At 47.2% G+C, this 17,449-nt stretch carries 13 protein-coding genes; 10 read left to right on the top strand and 3 right to left on the bottom strand.

Annotated elements, in window-relative coordinates; all coding sequences use genetic code 11:
• Positions 1-16 precede the first annotated feature (16 nt).
• Entirely contained in the window at positions 17-1,672 is a 1,656-nt protein-coding gene (locus NKT06_RS05265) for a bifunctional metallophosphatase/5'-nucleotidase (RefSeq protein ID WP_253430900.1), read from the bottom strand.
• A 273-nt stretch (positions 1,673-1,945) separates the two neighbouring features.
• On the opposite strand from NKT06_RS05265, the gene NKT06_RS05270 reads away from it, so the two are divergent.
• The 4 genes from NKT06_RS05270 (at position 1,946) to phnE (NKT06_RS05285) (ending at position 5,553) form a co-directional block, all read left to right on the top strand.
• Positions 1,946-2,926: a phosphate/phosphite/phosphonate ABC transporter substrate-binding protein gene (locus NKT06_RS05270; protein ID WP_253430903.1), complete on the top strand. Its 981-nt coding sequence runs from the start codon at positions 1,946-1,948 to the stop codon at positions 2,924-2,926.
• 178 nt (positions 2,927-3,104) lie between these two features.
• A complete protein-coding gene (gene phnC, locus NKT06_RS05275; protein WP_253430906.1) occupies positions 3,105-3,902 on the top strand; it encodes a phosphonate ABC transporter ATP-binding protein in 798 nt (265 codons plus the stop codon).
• Entirely contained in the window at positions 3,899-4,750 is an 852-nt protein-coding gene (gene phnE, locus NKT06_RS05280; RefSeq protein ID WP_253430909.1) for a phosphonate ABC transporter, permease protein PhnE, read from the top strand. Before phnC ends, phnE (NKT06_RS05280) begins: the two co-directional genes overlap by 4 nt.
• The gene (gene phnE, locus NKT06_RS05285; protein ID WP_253430912.1) at positions 4,747-5,553 is read left to right on the top strand and encodes a phosphonate ABC transporter, permease protein PhnE; all 807 of its coding nucleotides are present in this window, start codon (positions 4,747-4,749) and stop codon (positions 5,551-5,553) included. The genes phnE (NKT06_RS05280) and phnE (NKT06_RS05285) overlap by 4 nt, the downstream gene beginning before the upstream one ends.
• A gap of 1,127 nt (positions 5,554-6,680) precedes the next feature.
• Here phnE (NKT06_RS05285) and NKT06_RS05290 read toward each other — a convergent pair.
• Positions 6,681-9,467, bottom strand: a complete 2,787-nt coding sequence (locus NKT06_RS05290) for a DUF5689 domain-containing protein (RefSeq protein WP_483311609.1) — start codon at positions 9,465-9,467, stop codon at positions 6,681-6,683.
• Between the two features lie 220 nt (positions 9,468-9,687).
• Positions 9,688-10,164, bottom strand: coding sequence for an RNA polymerase sigma factor (locus NKT06_RS05295; protein ID WP_253430915.1), 477 nt, complete (start codon positions 10,162-10,164; stop codon positions 9,688-9,690).
• A gap of 211 nt (positions 10,165-10,375) precedes the next feature.
• Here NKT06_RS05295 and NKT06_RS05300 point away from each other — a divergent pair, with 211 nt between their 5' ends.
• The 6 genes from NKT06_RS05300 to NKT06_RS05325 all read left to right on the top strand — a co-directional run bounded on the left by NKT06_RS05300 (position 10,376) and on the right by NKT06_RS05325 (position 17,166).
• Positions 10,376-11,089 carry a response regulator transcription factor gene (locus tag NKT06_RS05300; protein ID WP_253430918.1) on the top strand — a complete coding sequence of 238 codons (714 nt, stop codon included), beginning with the start codon at positions 10,376-10,378 and terminating at the stop codon, positions 11,087-11,089.
• On the top strand, positions 11,086-12,552 hold the full coding sequence (locus NKT06_RS05305) for a sensor histidine kinase (protein ID WP_253430921.1): 1,467 nt from the start codon (positions 11,086-11,088) through the stop codon (positions 12,550-12,552). The genes NKT06_RS05300 and NKT06_RS05305 overlap by 4 nt, the downstream gene beginning before the upstream one ends.
• Positions 12,549-13,718 carry a hypothetical protein gene (locus tag NKT06_RS05310; protein ID WP_253430924.1) on the top strand — a complete coding sequence of 390 codons (1,170 nt, stop codon included), beginning with the start codon at positions 12,549-12,551 and terminating at the stop codon, positions 13,716-13,718. Before NKT06_RS05305 ends, NKT06_RS05310 begins: the two co-directional genes overlap by 4 nt.
• 270 nt (positions 13,719-13,988) lie before the next feature.
• A complete protein-coding gene (locus NKT06_RS05315) occupies positions 13,989-14,672 on the top strand; it encodes an ABC transporter ATP-binding protein (RefSeq protein WP_253430927.1) in 684 nt (227 codons plus the stop codon).
• Positions 14,673-14,690: 18 nt separating this feature from the next.
• Positions 14,691-16,061 (top strand): ABC transporter permease, encoded by a 1,371-nt coding sequence (locus tag NKT06_RS05320; protein ID WP_253430929.1) that lies wholly within the window; start codon positions 14,691-14,693, stop codon positions 16,059-16,061.
• Between the two features lie 28 nt (positions 16,062-16,089).
• Positions 16,090-17,166, top strand: coding sequence for an efflux RND transporter periplasmic adaptor subunit (locus NKT06_RS05325; RefSeq protein ID WP_253430932.1), 1,077 nt, complete (start codon positions 16,090-16,092; stop codon positions 17,164-17,166).
• Positions 17,167-17,449 lie beyond the last annotated feature (283 nt).

Raw genomic sequence — 17,449 nt, forward strand, 5'->3', positions numbered from 1 at the left:
ATTCGAGCCCCTCGTTTTAATTCTGCCCGCCAACAACCTGCCAGTTATTCGCATGCTCCACCGTTAACGGTTGGTGTCTGCGGATGTAATCCTCCACCAATGTAGCCATATCCGTGGCGCCTTCATGCAGTACCTTTTTGCCCGGATACATCGCATAATCCCCGCCGCCAGCAGCGCGGTAACTATTCATTACTACCGAGTACATGCCATCCATGTCCATTGGCTTGCCTTCATGTTCCAGCTTCACAACTCGACTGCCTACGGGTTTGGAGATATCCAACTCGTATTCCAGGCCAGCCCACATATCGTAATTATAATGCTGGGGTTTCGGTTCCATATAAGCCGGATTGACTGCCACCTCGCCAGAGGCATTTACTTCAAAGTAACGAGCCGTTTGTTCCAACGCCTCCCGGACATCCTGACCACTCAGTTCCAATACGGTCAGTGTATTAGGGTAGATGAAGTTGGATAATACGTCTCGAACAGTGATGTGACTCCGGAATCCTCGTGCTTCTTCACTCAGCATGGCGGTATTGGAGAGCTGCGCTCCAGTGGCTTCCATCTGCACCTGATGTACAAAATCAATAAAAGGATGCGCCTTAAGCCGCAGGGCCGTTGCATTGGAGATGGACAAATCCCCAGCCACCTCGCCAATCGGTTGATCCAGCCATGCCTGTGCTTCAGCTTCCAGTTCATCCGTAAGCTTCATGACGGTTGCATCAGGCTCAACTTCATTATGTTCATCCAGAAGCAACAATCGTGCCTTCTTATCTATAATCTGCCATTTGCCACCCGATGATTGTTCCAATTGAATGGATACATGCCCCGCACCATTTCCGCTAAATCCTGGCTGAATGACGGTAACGCCATGAATATTAGCGGTAAGCTGACGATGCTGATGTCCGGTAAGTAACACATCGATGCCTTCGATGTCCCGACAGATGGCATAGCCTTGATTTTCTCCAGTTAAACGTTCGGCAGGCTCTCCTGTTTCCAGATCACTCTCAAACCCGCCATGATAACTGACAACCATTACATCTGGTCGTTCATGTTCACGAATATAGCCAACCCATGTACGAATGTTCTCCAAGGCATCAAGGAACTGTAGACCTTCAATATTCTTCGGATGCTCCCAGTTCGGGATGTAGTGTGTCGTTGCGCCCAAGAGTGCAATGCGGACCCCGGAGGAGAGGGTCTTGATCAGATAGGGAGGGCCGAAGGCTGGCAGACCTGCACCTGGTGGAAGATCTGTCCAAGGTTCTGATCCAGTGGCTCTGTCGTGCTCAGCATGAACAATATTGGCTGACAGCCATGGGAAGTTGGAGGCATCAACGGCACCGCGCAGCAGCTCCTGACCATAGTTAAACTCGTGGTTACCCATTACCGCAGCATCATAACCGAGTTCATTCAGTACAGTAATAAAAGGATGGCGACCCTCAGCAGTTCCTTTCGAAGCTGCATAAGAGGCCAAGGGTGATCCTTGCAGTAGATCTCCATTATCCACTAGCATCAGTTCAGGTGAACGTTCGCGTTCCTTACGAATCAGGGAAGCCAGCAAGGCAAGCCCAGCCGGGCGGTACGCATTGGTATTGTAATGAATGGGGCGAATCGCCCCGTGCAGATCACTGGTATACAGAATATCGAAGCTTGCCGTAGGGTGTATGGATGTCATTTTACAATCTCCTCTAATATATAAGTTCAGATATATGGAATTACGATAAAACGGAGAAAACCGAATAGCCTGAAGAACCGAAATATACGCCGTTATCTCCGATGTTCTTCCCATATCTTCAACCATAATGAGCCTATTTTAACAGATACAAGTCGCGCTGACAGCCTGACAGGAAACTTTACAAAACTCCAAATTTCGTTTCACATCGCGCAAATATTTGGCAATTATAGTAGACAAGTACTGAAAAATAGAAACTCTTTGGAGGGTGTTCGTTTGAAGAAGTCTGCTTTATTTTTACCATTGTTGCTTTTGGTTCTGTTTCTGAGTGCTTGTGGGTCTAGTAGTACAACTGGTTCGGCTAACGGGGAAAATACGAGTTCCAATGCTTCCGGTACGGCGACGGCAGAGACAGAGAAGCCTGTCGAAGGTTATGTGCCAACGGAACTGACGGTTCAATTCGTACCTTCCCAGAATGCAGACACGCTTGAAGCCAAAGCGAAACCGCTGGAGAAGCTGCTTGGTGACAAACTGGGCATTCCGGTAAAGGTCAGCGTATCGACTGACTACAACACCATCATTGAAGCGATGGCTTCCAACAAAGTAGACGTAGGTTTCTTGCCTCCGACAGCTTATGTACTGGCTAAAGAAAAAGGCGCTGCACAAGTTATTCTGCAAGCACAACGTTTTGGTGTAAATGATGAGACTGGAGCTCCAACAGAGCAACTGGCAGATTCATATAAATCCATGTTCATTGTGAAAAAAGATTCGCCGATTCAATCCATCGAGGACCTTAAAGGTAAAAAAGTCGCTTACCAAAACGTAACGTCTTCCGCAGGTTATGTATGGCCAGCAGGTCTGTTGCTCGACAGAGGAATTGATCCATTAAAAGATGTAACACCTGTAACGTTGAAAGGTCATGACCAAGGTGTTATCGCTGTATTGAACGGTGACGTTGATGCAGCAGCGATTTTCCAAGATGCCCGCAACACGGTAGCCAAAGACTATCCGACTGTATTTGAAGATACACGTGTACTGGCGTTCACTGAGCCTATTCCTAACGATACCATTGCCGTTCGTACAGACATGAATGCAGATTGGACTGCAAAGATCAAACAAGCCTTCATCGATATCGGTAAAGATACTGAAGGTCACCAAATCATCAAAGAAATCTATACGCATGAAGGTTATGTAGAGTCCGATGATAGCAAGTTTGAGATCGTTCGTCAGTATGGCGAAAAAGTGAAAGGTGAATAATTCTGATCCAAAAGTAGTTCGGGATCTGTTCACTTTGTAGTCGCTTTCTTGGATGGGAACAGCTTAATCGTAGCAATGGACAGGCCAGTTCAGCGTGATCTACGCTGCGCTGGCTTGTGCCATTATAGCAAGGACTTAGATATGGTTGATCATTATGAATGAAAGAAGGATTATTGCCATGATTGAGCTTCATAACGTTACCAAAACTTACGCTAACGGCACCAAGGGCCTGGATAATATTAATCTAAAATTTAAGCAGGGGGAATTCATTGCTGTAGTGGGTCTGTCGGGTGCGGGTAAATCAACTCTCCTGCGATCCATTAATCGGCTGCACGACATTAGTGAGGGCGAGATTCTGATTAACGGAAGTTCCATCACGAAAGCGCAAGGCAAACGGCTACGCATGATCAGACGTGACATCGGCATGATTTTCCAGAGCTTCAATCTCGTGAAACGGTCCAGTGTACTACGTAACGTGCTCGCTGGGCGGGTTGGATACCATTCCACCATGCGTACCATTCTGGGTCGTTTTCCAAAAGAGGATATTGAATTGGCATTTGGGGCTCTGGATCGCGTAAATATCTCGGAGAAAGCCTATTCCCGTGCAGATCAGCTGTCGGGTGGACAACAGCAGCGTGTGGCTATTGCCCGTGTACTTGCACAGGAAGCAAAAATCATTCTGGCCGACGAACCGGTTGCTTCACTAGACCCGCTTACAACAAAGCAGGTTATGGATGACTTGAAACGCATCAATCAGGAGCTTGGGATTACGACTATCGTTAACCTTCACTTTATTGATCTGGCCAGAGAATATGCGACCCGGATTGTCGGATTGCGAGCAGGCGAGGTTGTATTCGACGGCCCGGTGGAAGAGGCAACGGATGATCGCTTTGCAGAAATATACGGCAGACCGATTCTGGCTGATGAATTGCTGGACAAGCAGGCTGTGCATGAGCAGGGAGAAGTTGTGGTATGAAGGGGCAGTCCAACGTTCCACTTCAGAATGCAGGTGGAGTGGGGAAGGAACCTGGTTCCAGCCCGGCTCAGGTTGTGAATCGCCCGAAACCACCTGGACGTACGAAACATCTGCTCACCTTAGTGATCATTCTGCTCCTTCTGTGGGCCAGTGCCAAACAGACGGACGCCAGTTTCACGGAGTTGTTTGAAGGTTTCCCCAATATGCTGGATCTGCTGAAGGAGATGTTCCCACCCCGGTGGAGTTACTTTGATAATATCGTGCAAGGCATGCTGGAAACAATTCGAATGGCCTTGATTGGGACAACCATTGGTGCCATTATTGCGATTCCGATCTCGATCATCTGTGCAGGTAACCTGATGCCGAGTCGCTGGATCTATTATCCGGCGCGCTTTCTGCTGAACCTGATACGGACTGTGCCGGATCTGCTGCTTGCTGCTTTGTTTGTCGCTGTGTTTGGTCTGGGACCCATCCCCGGAATCTTGGCACTGGCTGTGTTCTCGGTAGGTCTGATTGCGAAGTTGACCTATGAGACGCTGGAAACCATTGATCAGGGGCCGCTGGAAGCGATGACAGCTGTTGGTATGAACCGGATTCAGCTCATTGTATATGGCGTGGTGCCGCAACTGGCAGCCCAGTTCACATCCTATGTGCTGTATGCCTTCGAAATCAATATACGTGCTGCTGCCATTCTCGGACTGGTAGGAGCCGGAGGAATTGGACTCTACTATGAGGCCACACTTGGATTCCTGGAGTATGACAAGACCAGCGTAATCATTCTGTTTACCCTCGTCATCGTCCTGATCATTGATTATGTAAGTACTAAGTTGCGGGAGAAATTGCTATGATGAAAAATGAAACAAGCCGCATCCGGCCTAAACCACGGAAGAACCCGCTTCGCTGGGTCATTGTGTTACTGCTGATCCTTGTGTATGTCTGGGCTCTTGCCGGTGTACCGTTTACTGGCTTTAAGGAAACTGCTGGTCAGATTATGAAGGCCATTGTAGCTGGGATTTTCTCACCGGACTGGGCGTTTGTATATTTGCCTGAGGGAGAAGACCTGCTGCGCGGACTGCTGGATACGCTGGCGATTTCCGTGCTGGGTACCGTGATCTCGGCTGTACTCTGTATTCCGTTTGCCTTCTGGTCTGCCCGTAATATGAGTGGGCATCGTTCCATCTCGGGTGCAGGTAAAATGGTACTCAGCTTTATCCGCACGTTCCCTGAGATTATCATGGCCTTGTTGTTCATTAAGGCAGTAGGTCCCGGATCGTTTGCCGGGGTTCTCGCCCTTGGATTACACTCCATCGGCATGTTGGGTAAACTGTACGCAGATGAAGTCGAGAATATCGACTATGGCCCATCTGAGGCGCTGCTTGCCTCCGGAGCCAATCGTATGCAGCAGTTGTGGTTTGCCATTCTGCCGCAGGTGATGCCTGGATTCCTGAACTATACGTTGTATCGTTTCGAGATTAATGTTCGTTCCGCAACCATACTGGGGGTAATCGGAGCAGGGGGTATAGGTACCCCGTTGATCTTTGCACTTAGCACACGGAACTGGCCGCGAGTAGGTATAATCCTGCTGGGTATTATCGTGATGATCACAATAATCGACTTGATCTCGGGGTATATTCGTAAGAAGCTGGTGTAAGTTAATGTGTGGCTGCGAATATATTAGATGATAGAGTAAGAAGAGAGTAAGAAGAGAGTAAGAAGAGAGTAAGAAGAGAGGGCTATTCGCTGCCAGAACTATGGCTAGGGATAGTCTTTTTTTGTGTCTGCAAATCAACAATAGAGTGTTCTTATTGCTGTGCTAACCATTATTCAACAGGGATGTTCAAAGAATATGCAGACCGAGGATTGAATTAATTTCCAATTACATGTAGTATTAATAGATTCCTATATAAAGGGAATTAAGGATATTAATCAATATTCCTCATAGATAACCATTACAAGTAATCAGTTTTTAAAAAGGAAGGTGACCTATGGAATTATTTCAATATATATGGATTGGGTTTATCGTACTCCTATTATTCTACAGAATGATCTTTCAGAAGTTTAAAAAGCATAACATAGAGAATATTGGACTTAGTGCAATCCTAATCGTTTTCACGGGAAGAAGTTATCCGTATCCCCAAATAAACTGGATTTTTGTTATCAGTGTTATCGCCGTGGCTGTTTATGCTGCTGTATGGAACAGTATTCTAGGTTGGAAGAAATGGATATGAGCCTGAACGTTTGAAATGAACCCACGCTCTGCATTGCATTAACAATATGTAACCAAAGTAGCGTCGCAGGAGCTGGTCTAACGAACTTGAGAGTCCTTATTTGGTAACATAAGGCGTCACTGGTATTCTAACGAATCGTAGTGACGCTATTTGTTGCGTCTAACCTGAATTAACCCTCTAGGAGCGGGAATATAGTTACATAGCGACACTGAGGTTCGTTAGATCTTAGAATTCGGCCAAAATGGCTGAATAAGATCTGTCAGATTCGTTAGCGACGTTAAGGGGTAAGGGTATCACGTGAAATTCCCAATACATAAGCGCGCGAGTCAATGAGCCGAGAAGCCCGCGATCCCAAGAGCGTCAGCCCCTGAGATTCATAAGTAACAAGTCACTTTAGCGTCATGAGTGAATTGGTACCGTATAAGTCAAAGTATTCCGATGTTCCTCTGCTCAACTAAAAAAAACCGAAACCATGTTGCCCTGTGAAGCAGGCAATGTTGGTTTCGGTTTTTTAGTTGCATGGTTAAACGTCAGGCTTCTTAGCTGAGACTTAGCTAGCCAAAGGCAACGCTTTGGTTACTTGAACCGTAATCGTCTCGGTGCTGGTCACGCCTGCGGCGTTGATCAGCTCAGCACGGTACGTATATGTTCCGTTAGCGCGACCCGACAATTCCGTTGTAGCACTTTGAGAAGCAGGTGTAGCAGCTTTTAATGCTTGTGTATCAATCAATACATCATTTTCATAGAGACGGTATTCGGTCGCGTTCGTACCCCACCAGAGGTTCATGGATACGTTGTAGTTGCCGTCACCATCCCAGTTGTTTTGGGACAAGTTCGCTTTGCCTGGAGCGGCATTGGTTACTTGTACCGTCAGCACGTCACTGCGTGTTGTGCCTTTGTCATTGGTCAGCTCGGCAACGTAAGTATACGTACCGTTGGTTTTACCTGTAATGGCCGTTTTAGCAAACTGTGAAGAAGGTGTAGCCGCAGTCAACTTCTGCGTATCGATCAGAACACCGTTCTCATACAGTTTGTATTCGGAACCATTTTCACCCCACCAGAGGTTCATGCTTACGTTATACGAACCTTCGAACAGACCAGTCGTATATCCATTATCAGAAGAAAGCACCGGTTTACCCGGCACTCCCGCAGCTGGAGTGGAAGGCTGTTCGCCTCCACCTTGCTCCTCAGCAGGTACAAAATCATTCAAGTTTCTTGGTTTCAATTGATATACGTCTTTGAAAATAGCAGAAACACCTGTGATATCGATTTTGTCACCAGCAGCATAAGGGAAGGAAGTCTCCGTTACACCTGTACGTGTATCTACACGAATATGTGTGCTTGTTCCATCTGCTGCTACGGCGTCGAATTCAAAAGATCCAACAGGCGTAGCACTGATGATATTCTCAATGGTTACATTTTTCAACTGAACGAGTTGTCCTTGGTTCGCATCTGTAATGGCTGTAACTTCGATTGGAGCAGGTACGGAAGCCGTACCCGTTTTCTCAATCGCAACGATGTCGGTAAGCTCGAACTCGCTGTTATAGATAGTTGTTGCAGCCGTTACTTTCACCTTGTCACCTGCATGGAAACCGCTTGTGTGCTGGAACACGTAGATTCCGGCAGTTTCATCTTGAAGATAGAAGGCTTGTCCACCGAATGCACCCGGTTCTGTCGTCACAACACCTTCGATGGTTACGGTTGTACCAACAGCTTTGGTGCGTGCTTCAGCAACGGTAATAGCTGCTGGAATCGGTCCTTCTTCTTCCGGGAGCTGTTCTGCTGGCACATTGCCAACAGTCACGGCATTGGTGATCAGGTTACTGCCGTTCAGACGCAGACGCAAGCTCGCAGCGCCAGTTGTACCCGGTTTGATACGGACATTCAGATCTTTGATCCCGCGACCTTGGCTGTCCGAGGTTACACTGAATGTGGAGCTGTAGCCGTACGATGTCGGCCAAGTACCACTTTCATTCTGAATCATGGCTACCTGTGTTCCGCCAGTCAGATAGATACCGGCACTATAACCGGATACGGTTGTGTTTGGAGCCATGTTCTCCACAACGACACGAATCTGGAAGTCTTCTGCATTCGGAAGCGTATCCTGTTTCACGAAGCTGTAAGCAGCATTTGCACTGGATGCAGGGCCGCCGTAAGAACCAGCCTTGAACGTGGAACGATCGTACCACTTGTATCCGGCAGCAGGTGCGGCCCAAGGTTCAGCCTGTGGTTCTGTGGAAGCAGCCGGCTCTTCAAATGGCAACAGCGCTGTAGCTGTGTCGAGTTCAAGTCCGTTCACTTGAGTGAAGTCCGTGTAGTTCTCTTGTGTAGCAAGCCAGTTCACCGTGTTCACGAGCAATACGGCATCATCGACTTCTTTGAAACCGTCATAAGTTGTTTTGCGTGTGCTAGTCTCTTCACGCAAGTATTTAGGCGATGCATCTTCTACTGGAGAGGAGTCACCGATGAAGGCAGCCTTACCTGCGCCCAGCTTGGATACGGCTACGTAAGGACCTTCTTCGATCCCGCCGCCGTTGTATACGCCTTGGTCCACCGCGTTGTTCCATTTTGCGTTGGTTTTTGGCAGGTACACAATGCCTTTTGCTTTTTCCGGATCAGTGATTGCGAGTGTTGAGCCGGCATGCATGGCTACAGCCGACACGCCTGCTGTGATGCCGAAGGCTTGATCTGCCGGTACAACGATATTAGCATTGATATCGCCAAGTGCGTTATAGCGGAATCGTACGCCAAAGTTATCGGACAACCAGTCCGAGCTTGTTATATTTTGCATTGCTTCAGAATTACGCTCATCTGTGCTCATGCCTTTGGCTGGATCTTCGAATGCTCCCCGACGATAGCCGTTGATGACTTCAGAGCCATCCCAGCGGTTTTTATTACGGTCGGCATTATAGTGATCTCCAACAAAGAAGATGCTGCCGCCTGTTTCAACATATTGTTTGAGTGCTGCTTGTTCGGATGTTTTGAAAGGAATTTGAGGCTCTGCAATAACGAATACGTTATACTCTTTCAGATCATCATAGGTAAATGGAGTCGTCTTGCGAAGTTCTTTGACATAATAACCGTCATTCGCGAGTGCATTCCCGAAGTCAGAGAAACCTCCATCGATGACCCAGTCTGCTGCTCCAGCCGTCTGGCCGTGTGAGTTGTCGAACAATACTTTCTTGCCTGCATTTTGGTTCACAACCTTCGCTTGGATGAATGGTGCCGGGTCTGTCGGTCCTTCCGCATGAACCGATGCATCTCCGTTCCATAATCCGATCTGAAGCGGCAAAGCCATGGACAATGCGAGGAGTGATTTTAGAAATACTCCGCGCATACCTGTTAATTTACCCAACCAAATCCCTCCCAAATATTAGTTGATTCATGAGTTCGTCCATATTCTACCACATGAAAATCTCACATAGTCATAACAATTTGTAAAAATTAACTCGATATTTGTAAAATTGGGTCTTTTGACATATCGATAGGTATTTCGATCCTGTCTTAACACTCCCATCCGGCGTCACTGTTGATTTTGCATAAATAAAAAGCCATCTCTATGAGATGACTTTGGCCCGAATTCGATTGACGGCATGGAAGACAGAGGATTTAATCATGCCTTCACTGCGATTCACCAGCTCTGCCGTTTCCTTAATGGAGTATCCGTGGATGACGCGAAGTTCTAATATTTTACGGTGTTCCGTGTTGTTGATATGGGAAACCAGATCGTTGACACCTTCATTAATTTCAAGGTGGGGTGTATCGAGGTGATGGGTAGGTGCCTCCAGACGGCTGTCACGTTTAAGTGTACGGGTTCGCCTCCGGAAACTGTCCATGGCAAGGTTTCGAGCAATTCGTTTGAGATAATAGAGGAGCCGATCTTCAGGAATATCCACGGTCACATTCATCAGTCGAATGAAACAATCCTGAGCCAGATCTTCTGCGTCTTGCGGCTGTTTGACGATATGGGATAGATACCGTGTGATTTCTGATTTATAGTTGACATAAGCATCGTTGATTTGTGCAGTGTTCATATGATGTGAATCCCCCTTGGATACAGATCAGGCTTGGGTCCGGTCTGGTATGAGTCTCTTATGATCCAAGTATATCGGGAGGTTGTTTCCAAACGGTTCAGAGTTGTATCGGAGTTGTAACATTTCGTGCTTCCCTCTATTCAAGTACAAGGCTTGGGATACAAAATATAGACAGATGAAATTCATAGAGCAGGGAGATTACGAGGGTATCATGAGACCAAAAGAGATTTTAATTATTGAGGACGAGGAGTCCATTCGCGATATTTTGTCCTATTCGTTACGTAAGGAAGGATTTGAGATCAAGGAAGCAGCTACGGGTAAAGAGGGTTTGAATCTGCTTCGGGATTCGAAGCCAGATCTGATCCTGCTGGATTTGATGCTGCCAGATATGAGCGGTTTTGACGTATGTAGACAACTATCTGTGAACTCCAAGATACCCGTCATCATGATCACTGCGAAGTCTGACATGCTGGACAAGGTACTTGGCATGGAGCTTGGGGCGGATGATTATATCACGAAGCCTTTTGATATCCGTGAGGTGGTGGCACGCATTCGGGCGATCTTTCGCCGGATTGATCTCATCAGCGAGACGCTGGAGAATCAGTCCTATGAAGTGGTAAGGCTTGGCAAGCATATTGAGATTCGCAAGGATGAACGGGAAGTGTGGAAAGACGGGGAACGCGCAGGACTCACCAATAAGGAATATGACCTGTTGTTATTTCTCGTGACTCATCATCGTAAGGTACATACACGTTCTGAACTGTTGGACAAAGTATGGGGATTTGATTTTGCAGGGGATACCCGAACGGTGGATATTCATATACAACGGATTCGCAAGAAATTGGATAGTGGTGTGCAGGGCATTTCGATGATCGAGACCGTATTTGGTGTAGGGTATAAGCTGAATATTCAGGTGCAGACATGAAGTGGACAATCCAGTTCAAAATGGTGGTGCTCTTCTCGGTTATCGTCTTTATCGGATTCTCCGTTCTGCTGATTCTGTCCAATAAGGTGGCACAGGAGAATATGTACCGGGAAGTGCATGAGGACATGGTGCAATCGAAGAAAAATCTGGATATCGCGCTGAATCAGTACTTCCTGATTCATAACAAACGTATGAGCAGAGACTCGCTCGAAGCAGGAAGCCGCGAGCTTGCGGAGCAGATTGGTTCAGCCGTTGGCGGGAAGATTACCGTATATCGCCCCGATGCTTCGCCATACGGATCTGCTGGCAGTGAAGTTAATGTCGCTAAGCGGTCTGACCATCCTGATGTGGAGGCGGCCATACAATCCAAGATCGCGTATACCACAGTTGTGGATAAAGGTCGGGTCACCTCCAGTCTGTCCTTTCCGCTTCAGATGGATCAACAATTGATCGGGATTGTGCAGATGGAGAAGGATTACACGGATTTGTTCAAACGCAACCTGCGTTTTCAAAATACGATCAAATTGTTCGCAGCGGTGATTTTTGTGTTTGTATTTATCGCATCCATCTTTATTTCCCGGAAAATCACCCAACCTATCCGTGTACTCACGAAACGTTCTGCGGAAGTGGCTCAGGGGAGTCTGAATGCAGACATTCAGATAACCACCAAGGATGAGATTGGTGAACTGGCTTCAAGCTTCACCATTATGATTGATCGTGTGCGGGAGCAGATTGATGTGATTGAGCGGGAGCGGGACGAAGTGAATCAAGTACAGGCGCGAAGCAAAGTCTTTTTTGACAATGTGACACATGAATTGAAGACACCACTAACGACCATCCTGGGATACGCCCAGATTTTGCGGGATAACGGATTTACCGATCAGGATTTTTTTGACAAAGGCATGAATTATATTATCAAGGAAAGCCAGCGTCTCAACACGATGGTTGCGGATATTCTGGAGGTCTCGGTCTCCTCTGCGGTCATTCAGGCGTACCGATTCGAACGTATCGATGTATCGGATATCATTCGTGAAGCTTGTGAAGACATGTCGATTAAGGCGGGCAAGTACAATATAGGCATTCACTATGAGCTGGAGGAACATCAGTATCTACAGGGAGATCGGGACAAGCTGAAGGAGGTATTCCTCAACGTTCTGGATAATTCGGTCAAATACAGTGATGTCAATTCAATCATTGAAGTACAATCCTTCCGGTTAGGTGAGACCATCGCTATTGTGATCCGTGATCAGGGGGAAGGAATCGGAGCTGAAGCGCTCCAGCATGTATTTGAACCCTTTTACCAGGATAAAGGAATCAACAGAGCCGAGAAGGGCAGCGCCGGGCTGGGCTTGTCTATTGTGAAGAACATCGTGGAGCGTCATGGAGGAACAGTGGAGATGAAGAGCATCATGCGGCAAGGGACACAAGTAAATATCAGTCTTCCGGGGGAAATGAACGCATGAGACATCCCGGATTCTGGCGAAAGCACCGTGACAAATTGATGTTGTCGGGGCTGTTAATCGCATTTGTCAGTGGAATTTTCGGAATCGGCAGCCTGTTCAGTATGGGGAATCTCAAACCAAGAACGGTGATTATGCCAAGCGAGCAATTCAACAGCCGTCTGGCGCCGCCGCCCAGCAGTACGATTCAAGTCGAGTCGGCAACCAAGATTCCGAATGACTTCGCAATCTATGATTTTGAAGTGGTAGACCGAAATACAATTATATTAAATCAACCGGAACCTTCCTATTCTGGACTGCGGCTGTCTCTCCTACATCTGGATGATAATGAAGTGAAAAATATTGCAACGAATACGGAATACGGTGTAGTCATCAGTCCGGATCACAAAAAGTTGATATACTCCCAATATCGGGCGGGTCAAGCGCAGAAGATAACGTATGAGTATATGATTCAGAGCGGGGAACGTCGCAAACTTCCGAACGATAACTCGTATTACAGAGTGTTTACAGGGAATGAATCCTACATCGGTCAAGATGATCTCTTATTTAAACAAGTCGATCTGAGGCAGGGAACGAGTCAGACCATCTACACGTATGAAGAGCTGATGAGCAGGTTTGCAGGACAAGGAAAAGCAAAAGGAACAGGTTCGAGTGATACGTTTATCGTGATGGATGCCTTTGAGGTCAGTGAAGATCTGAAGCAGCTGTATGTGCTGGTGATGCTAAAAGAAAACTATGCCATATATCGTGTGTCGCTTGAGGACGAGCATGAAGTGAAGGCATATGCGGCAATGGAAGACATTCAACAGTACAAGTTACTGAAAAATGGTGACATGCTTATCCAGGGAACGATGAATAAGGTGCAGGGGTTATATCGATATCGCGCAGAACAGAAGCGATATGATCTGGTCATGAAAGGGTCCATCTGGAGCTTCGAACTGGATGCGGATCAATCGCGAATTGCTTATTTTATGCCAATGGATAATCAGAATCAGAAGAATGAATTGCATATTGCCTATCTGAATGACAGCAAACTTTCGTCAGATACGGTGATCTACCGTAATATTGATAGCTTCATCAAACTCAGTTGGAATGGTGATGAACTATTTGCAGTGGGCAGCACGATGGATAAAAGTGAGATGTACCGCTTTAGTTTCAGAGCCTGGTAAGCTGAGTCGAATCGCATAAGAAGATAAGACCTTGGTCTGGATGGAGCTGGCGAAAGCTTCCCTGCGGACAAGGTCTTTTTGTTATGACATTTTACAAGTTGGATACAACTCCGGCCAGCCTGGATACATCTCCACCCTATAATAAAAGGGAATGTGCTACGCGAATCCATACATACAAGTTCAAAGAAGACCCGTTTCCGTATCGAGAAAATCGGACTCTTTGAACAACCTCTGTACATACCTGGCAAGTAGAAAGGAAGACATGCAGTAATGCTTCAAGTTGATCAATTATCCCACTCATTTCGCAATGCTCAGGGAATCGTGCCGGTGCTTCAAGACATCAACCTGACGATTGGAGAAGGCAAGATGGTGGCCCTGCTGGGCAGCTCAGGTTCAGGCAAGTCCACGCTGCTGAATCTGATGGCGGGGCTAATGAAGCCGGATCAAGGCAGGATTCTCATTGCGGGACAAGATATTGTTCGTTTCAGTGAGAATCGCCTGGCTGAGTTCAGGCGCAGTCATATCGGATTTATTTTCCAGTCGTATGAGCTGCTGTCGAACCTTACAATCCGGGAAAATGTAGAGTTACCCTTGGTATTTATGGGCATCAGCCCTTCGAAACGCAAAGCAAAAGCATTGAAACTATTGGATCAGGTTGGACTGGGTGAAAAAGCAAACTTGTTCCCTTCCCAGTTGTCAGGCGGTCAACAACAACGTGTTAGTATTGCACGCTCACTCATTACCGAACCCTCGGTTATCTTCGCGGATGAGCCGACGGGAAATCTGGATACGGAGACAGAGGAAGAGATTATTGCGATTTTGCAGCAGTTGAACCGGGAGTTGAATACCACCTTTGTTATTGTGACACATGAAGCAGAAGTCGCGGAACAGATGCAGGTCGTACTTACATTGCAACATGGAGTATTGGTTGAAGAGGCTGTAAGGGAAGTTTGAGGCAAAAGGAGAGGAAATGTGAGAATACGGGATGTAGCACGTATGGCCTGGGGACAGATCATTCGCAGGAAAATGGTCACACTGCTGTGCATGATGGGGTTGTCCATCGGTTCTGCCGCCATGATCATTGCACTTAGTGTGGGGCAGTCCGTACAGACCTATAGTGAGAAAACATTAAACGACAATTACAAGATGGATGAGATTACAATTACACCCAATGAAGGCATACGTACAGGCAACGGCAAGGGGAGTGGTCAGACATCGAAGTTTGAACGTGGGGCGCTGACGTTGGAGAAAATTCAGATTATCCAGAGACTTCCTCATGTGGTTGCCGTGGCACCCATGTTAAAGCTGGATTCGCTCGAAATGGTACTTCCAGATGGTCGCAGCACTTATGTTGAGGTCATTGGAACCCAGTTGGAGACTCTCGACGGGTTCGGATATAAATATGCCGAGGGACGTGGGGCGGAGGATGGTCGTATGGCGGTAACCAGTTATGGGGCTGCATTCGGACTCGTGGACCCAAAAGTAACTCAGAAGTTATTCGAGCAGTTGAATGCTGATCCATATAACAATGAGCTCCTGCAGCAGTATACGGAAATGTCATCCAAGCAGGATCAGTTGGTTCAGCAGCGTGTCCAGTTCCGATATGAAGATTATGCGGATGCGAGTAAAACCAAAATGAGTGGCTCTGTACGTGTATCAGGCGAGCTGACGAAACCTTCCAACATGGATGAGATGAGTGCTCAGGGCGACAAAAAAGTATATCTGCCGCTGGACACAGCACGTGCGTTGCAGGATGAGCTTGGATTGCAACAGGCGGATGGTAGTGCTGCAAAGCGTCTGAACTCAGCCTTGGTCAAGGTGGAGGATAAACGCTATGTATCCCAGGTTGAAGAACAGATCCAAAAGCTGACGTTAAATACACAGAGCAATCTCTTTCAGGAGGAAGCAATGGCTGGCCAACTGGCGATGTATCAAAAGGCGGCATTGGGCATCGGTGGTTTTATCATGTTACTGGCGTCGTTGTCCATTGTTGTAGCGATGATCATGTCTACGCATCAACGGCGTAAGCAGATTGGTGTGATGAAGGTGCTGGGGGCGAATCTGTGGCAGATCCGCCAGATGTTTATTACGGAAGCAGCGATGCTTGGATTAATGGGCGGCTTGGCAGGTGTTGGAATTGCCTTTGTTGCCCTCGGCGGGGTGAACAGTCTGCTCGCGAGTCAGATGGCAGATCAGGTCAATGGTCCGATGACCGTAGTTATTCAGCAATCCGCTCTGCCACTCGGCATCGTGTTTGCTGTGCTGGTCGGTGTTGTATCGGGAATATATCCGGCAATTAGCGCATCGCGGACCAATGCATTAACTGTGATCAAATCGATGTAATTTTATCAGCGAAAGGGAAATTGGGCACATGAAGAAATGGATTAAAATCATCATCACGGTTGTACTTTTGGCAGGTGTGGGGTACTGGCTGTATGAAAAGTACAAACCAAAACCGGAGGCCCCTGTTGAGATCCCGCCGCCAATTACGTTTGATGTTACACAAGAAACGATGACGCGAACGATTCAGGTGAAAGGGAAATCCGTATATACCGATCAGACGGATATCTATGCTCCATATGCTTCCAACATCAAGCAGTGGCATGTGAAAAGTGGTGAGCAGGTGAGCAAGGGGGATATCCTGTTTACGCTCGACACGTCCACGTTACAAACGGAAGTAGAGCAATTGCAGAGCGATCTGGAGAAAGCCCAGTTGGAAAATAAGATGAATCAGGTTAGCCTGGATCAGACGAATATGAGCGAGCCGCTTGGCGTGACGGAAGAGGAGCGCAAGAAGGCATTTGCGGATCGGGAAGGCAAACGTCTGACGAATGAGTTGAATCAAAAAGCGCTGGCCCTCAAGGAGAAGGAGATACAGAAAAAGCAGGCCGTCATTAGCAAATCTGTAGTGTATGCTTCCGCCTCCGGCATATTTCAGATGAATGAAGAGGACAGCAAGACACGTGCAGTGACGGAAGGGCAGCTAATCGGGTCCATTACCAATATCAGCAAACTGAAATTCATGACGATTGTTGGTGAAGAAGAGATGTTCAGACTTAAGGTGGGCATGCCGGTTAAGGTACGAATGACAGCGCAGAAAGATCTGCAATTCACCGGGAAGGTAAGCAAGGTGTCCAAGTTCGCCCGGAAGAGTACCGATACAGACCTCAAGCAGGCTTCCCAGTTTGACGTGGTCATTGATCTGAAGCCGGATACCAGGATGTATGGAGGCGTGAGTCTGGAAGGGGATATTGAGACGACGCGGAAGGACAAAGTAACGGTTGTGTCCAGCCTGGCCATCATGCGTGACCAGACCGAACCTTACGTCCTGTTAGATAAAGGGAACGGACTGACAGAGCCGTTGACCATCAAGGCTGGAATGGAATCGGGGGACAAGACGGAAGTGGTAAGCGGGTTAAAACCGGGAGATATCGTCGTTCTGCCCTAGACAAGCGAGTGAATTCGACCTTGATCAACAAGAGGTTCATTGTGGCATAATGCCAGGATGAGCCTTTGGTGTGGTTAGGGGCAAGGGGTGTCCAGATTCCTGCCTGAATTATGGAAAAAAATATAATTAAATTTATATAATTCAATTTACAGTAATATTTACATGTCGTATAATCATACATAAGGAGGTGACACCGAACATCATGTTTGTAGATGGGTAGGCGAAGGCCTTTTTTTAAATCGTTTAAAGAAAGCGCTTACCAAAACGGAAAATCAGGTAATCT

The sequence above is a fragment of the Paenibacillus sp. 1781tsa1 genome (genome assembly GCF_024159265.1).
In the GTDB taxonomy this organism is placed as follows: Bacteria; Bacillota; Bacilli; order Paenibacillales; family Paenibacillaceae; genus Paenibacillus.

What these genes read in the sequence shown, in the direction of transcription:
- NKT06_RS05265 (WP_253430900.1), bottom strand. Translation starts at nt 1,672, where the DNA reads ATGACATCCATACACCCTACGGCAAGCTTCGATATTCTGTATACCAGT.
- phnC (WP_253430906.1), top strand. Translation starts at nt 3,105, where the DNA reads ATGATTGAGCTTCATAACGTTACCAAAACTTACGCTAACGGCACCAAG.
- phnE (WP_253430909.1), top strand. Translation starts at nt 3,899, where the DNA reads ATGAAGGGGCAGTCCAACGTTCCACTTCAGAATGCAGGTGGAGTGGGG.
- phnE (WP_253430912.1), top strand. Translation starts at nt 4,747, where the DNA reads ATGATGAAAAATGAAACAAGCCGCATCCGGCCTAAACCACGGAAGAAC.
- NKT06_RS05290 (WP_483311609.1), bottom strand. Translation starts at nt 9,467, where the DNA reads ATGCGCGGAGTATTTCTAAAATCACTCCTCGCATTGTCCATGGCTTTG.
- NKT06_RS05295 (WP_253430915.1), bottom strand. Translation starts at nt 10,164, where the DNA reads ATGAACACTGCACAAATCAACGATGCTTATGTCAACTATAAATCAGAA.
- NKT06_RS05300 (WP_253430918.1), top strand. Translation starts at nt 10,376, where the DNA reads ATGAGACCAAAAGAGATTTTAATTATTGAGGACGAGGAGTCCATTCGC.
- NKT06_RS05305 (WP_253430921.1), top strand. Translation starts at nt 11,086, where the DNA reads ATGAAGTGGACAATCCAGTTCAAAATGGTGGTGCTCTTCTCGGTTATC.
- NKT06_RS05310 (WP_253430924.1), top strand. Translation starts at nt 12,549, where the DNA reads ATGAGACATCCCGGATTCTGGCGAAAGCACCGTGACAAATTGATGTTG.
- NKT06_RS05315 (WP_253430927.1), top strand. Translation starts at nt 13,989, where the DNA reads ATGCTTCAAGTTGATCAATTATCCCACTCATTTCGCAATGCTCAGGGA.
- NKT06_RS05325 (WP_253430932.1), top strand. Translation starts at nt 16,090, where the DNA reads ATGAAGAAATGGATTAAAATCATCATCACGGTTGTACTTTTGGCAGGT.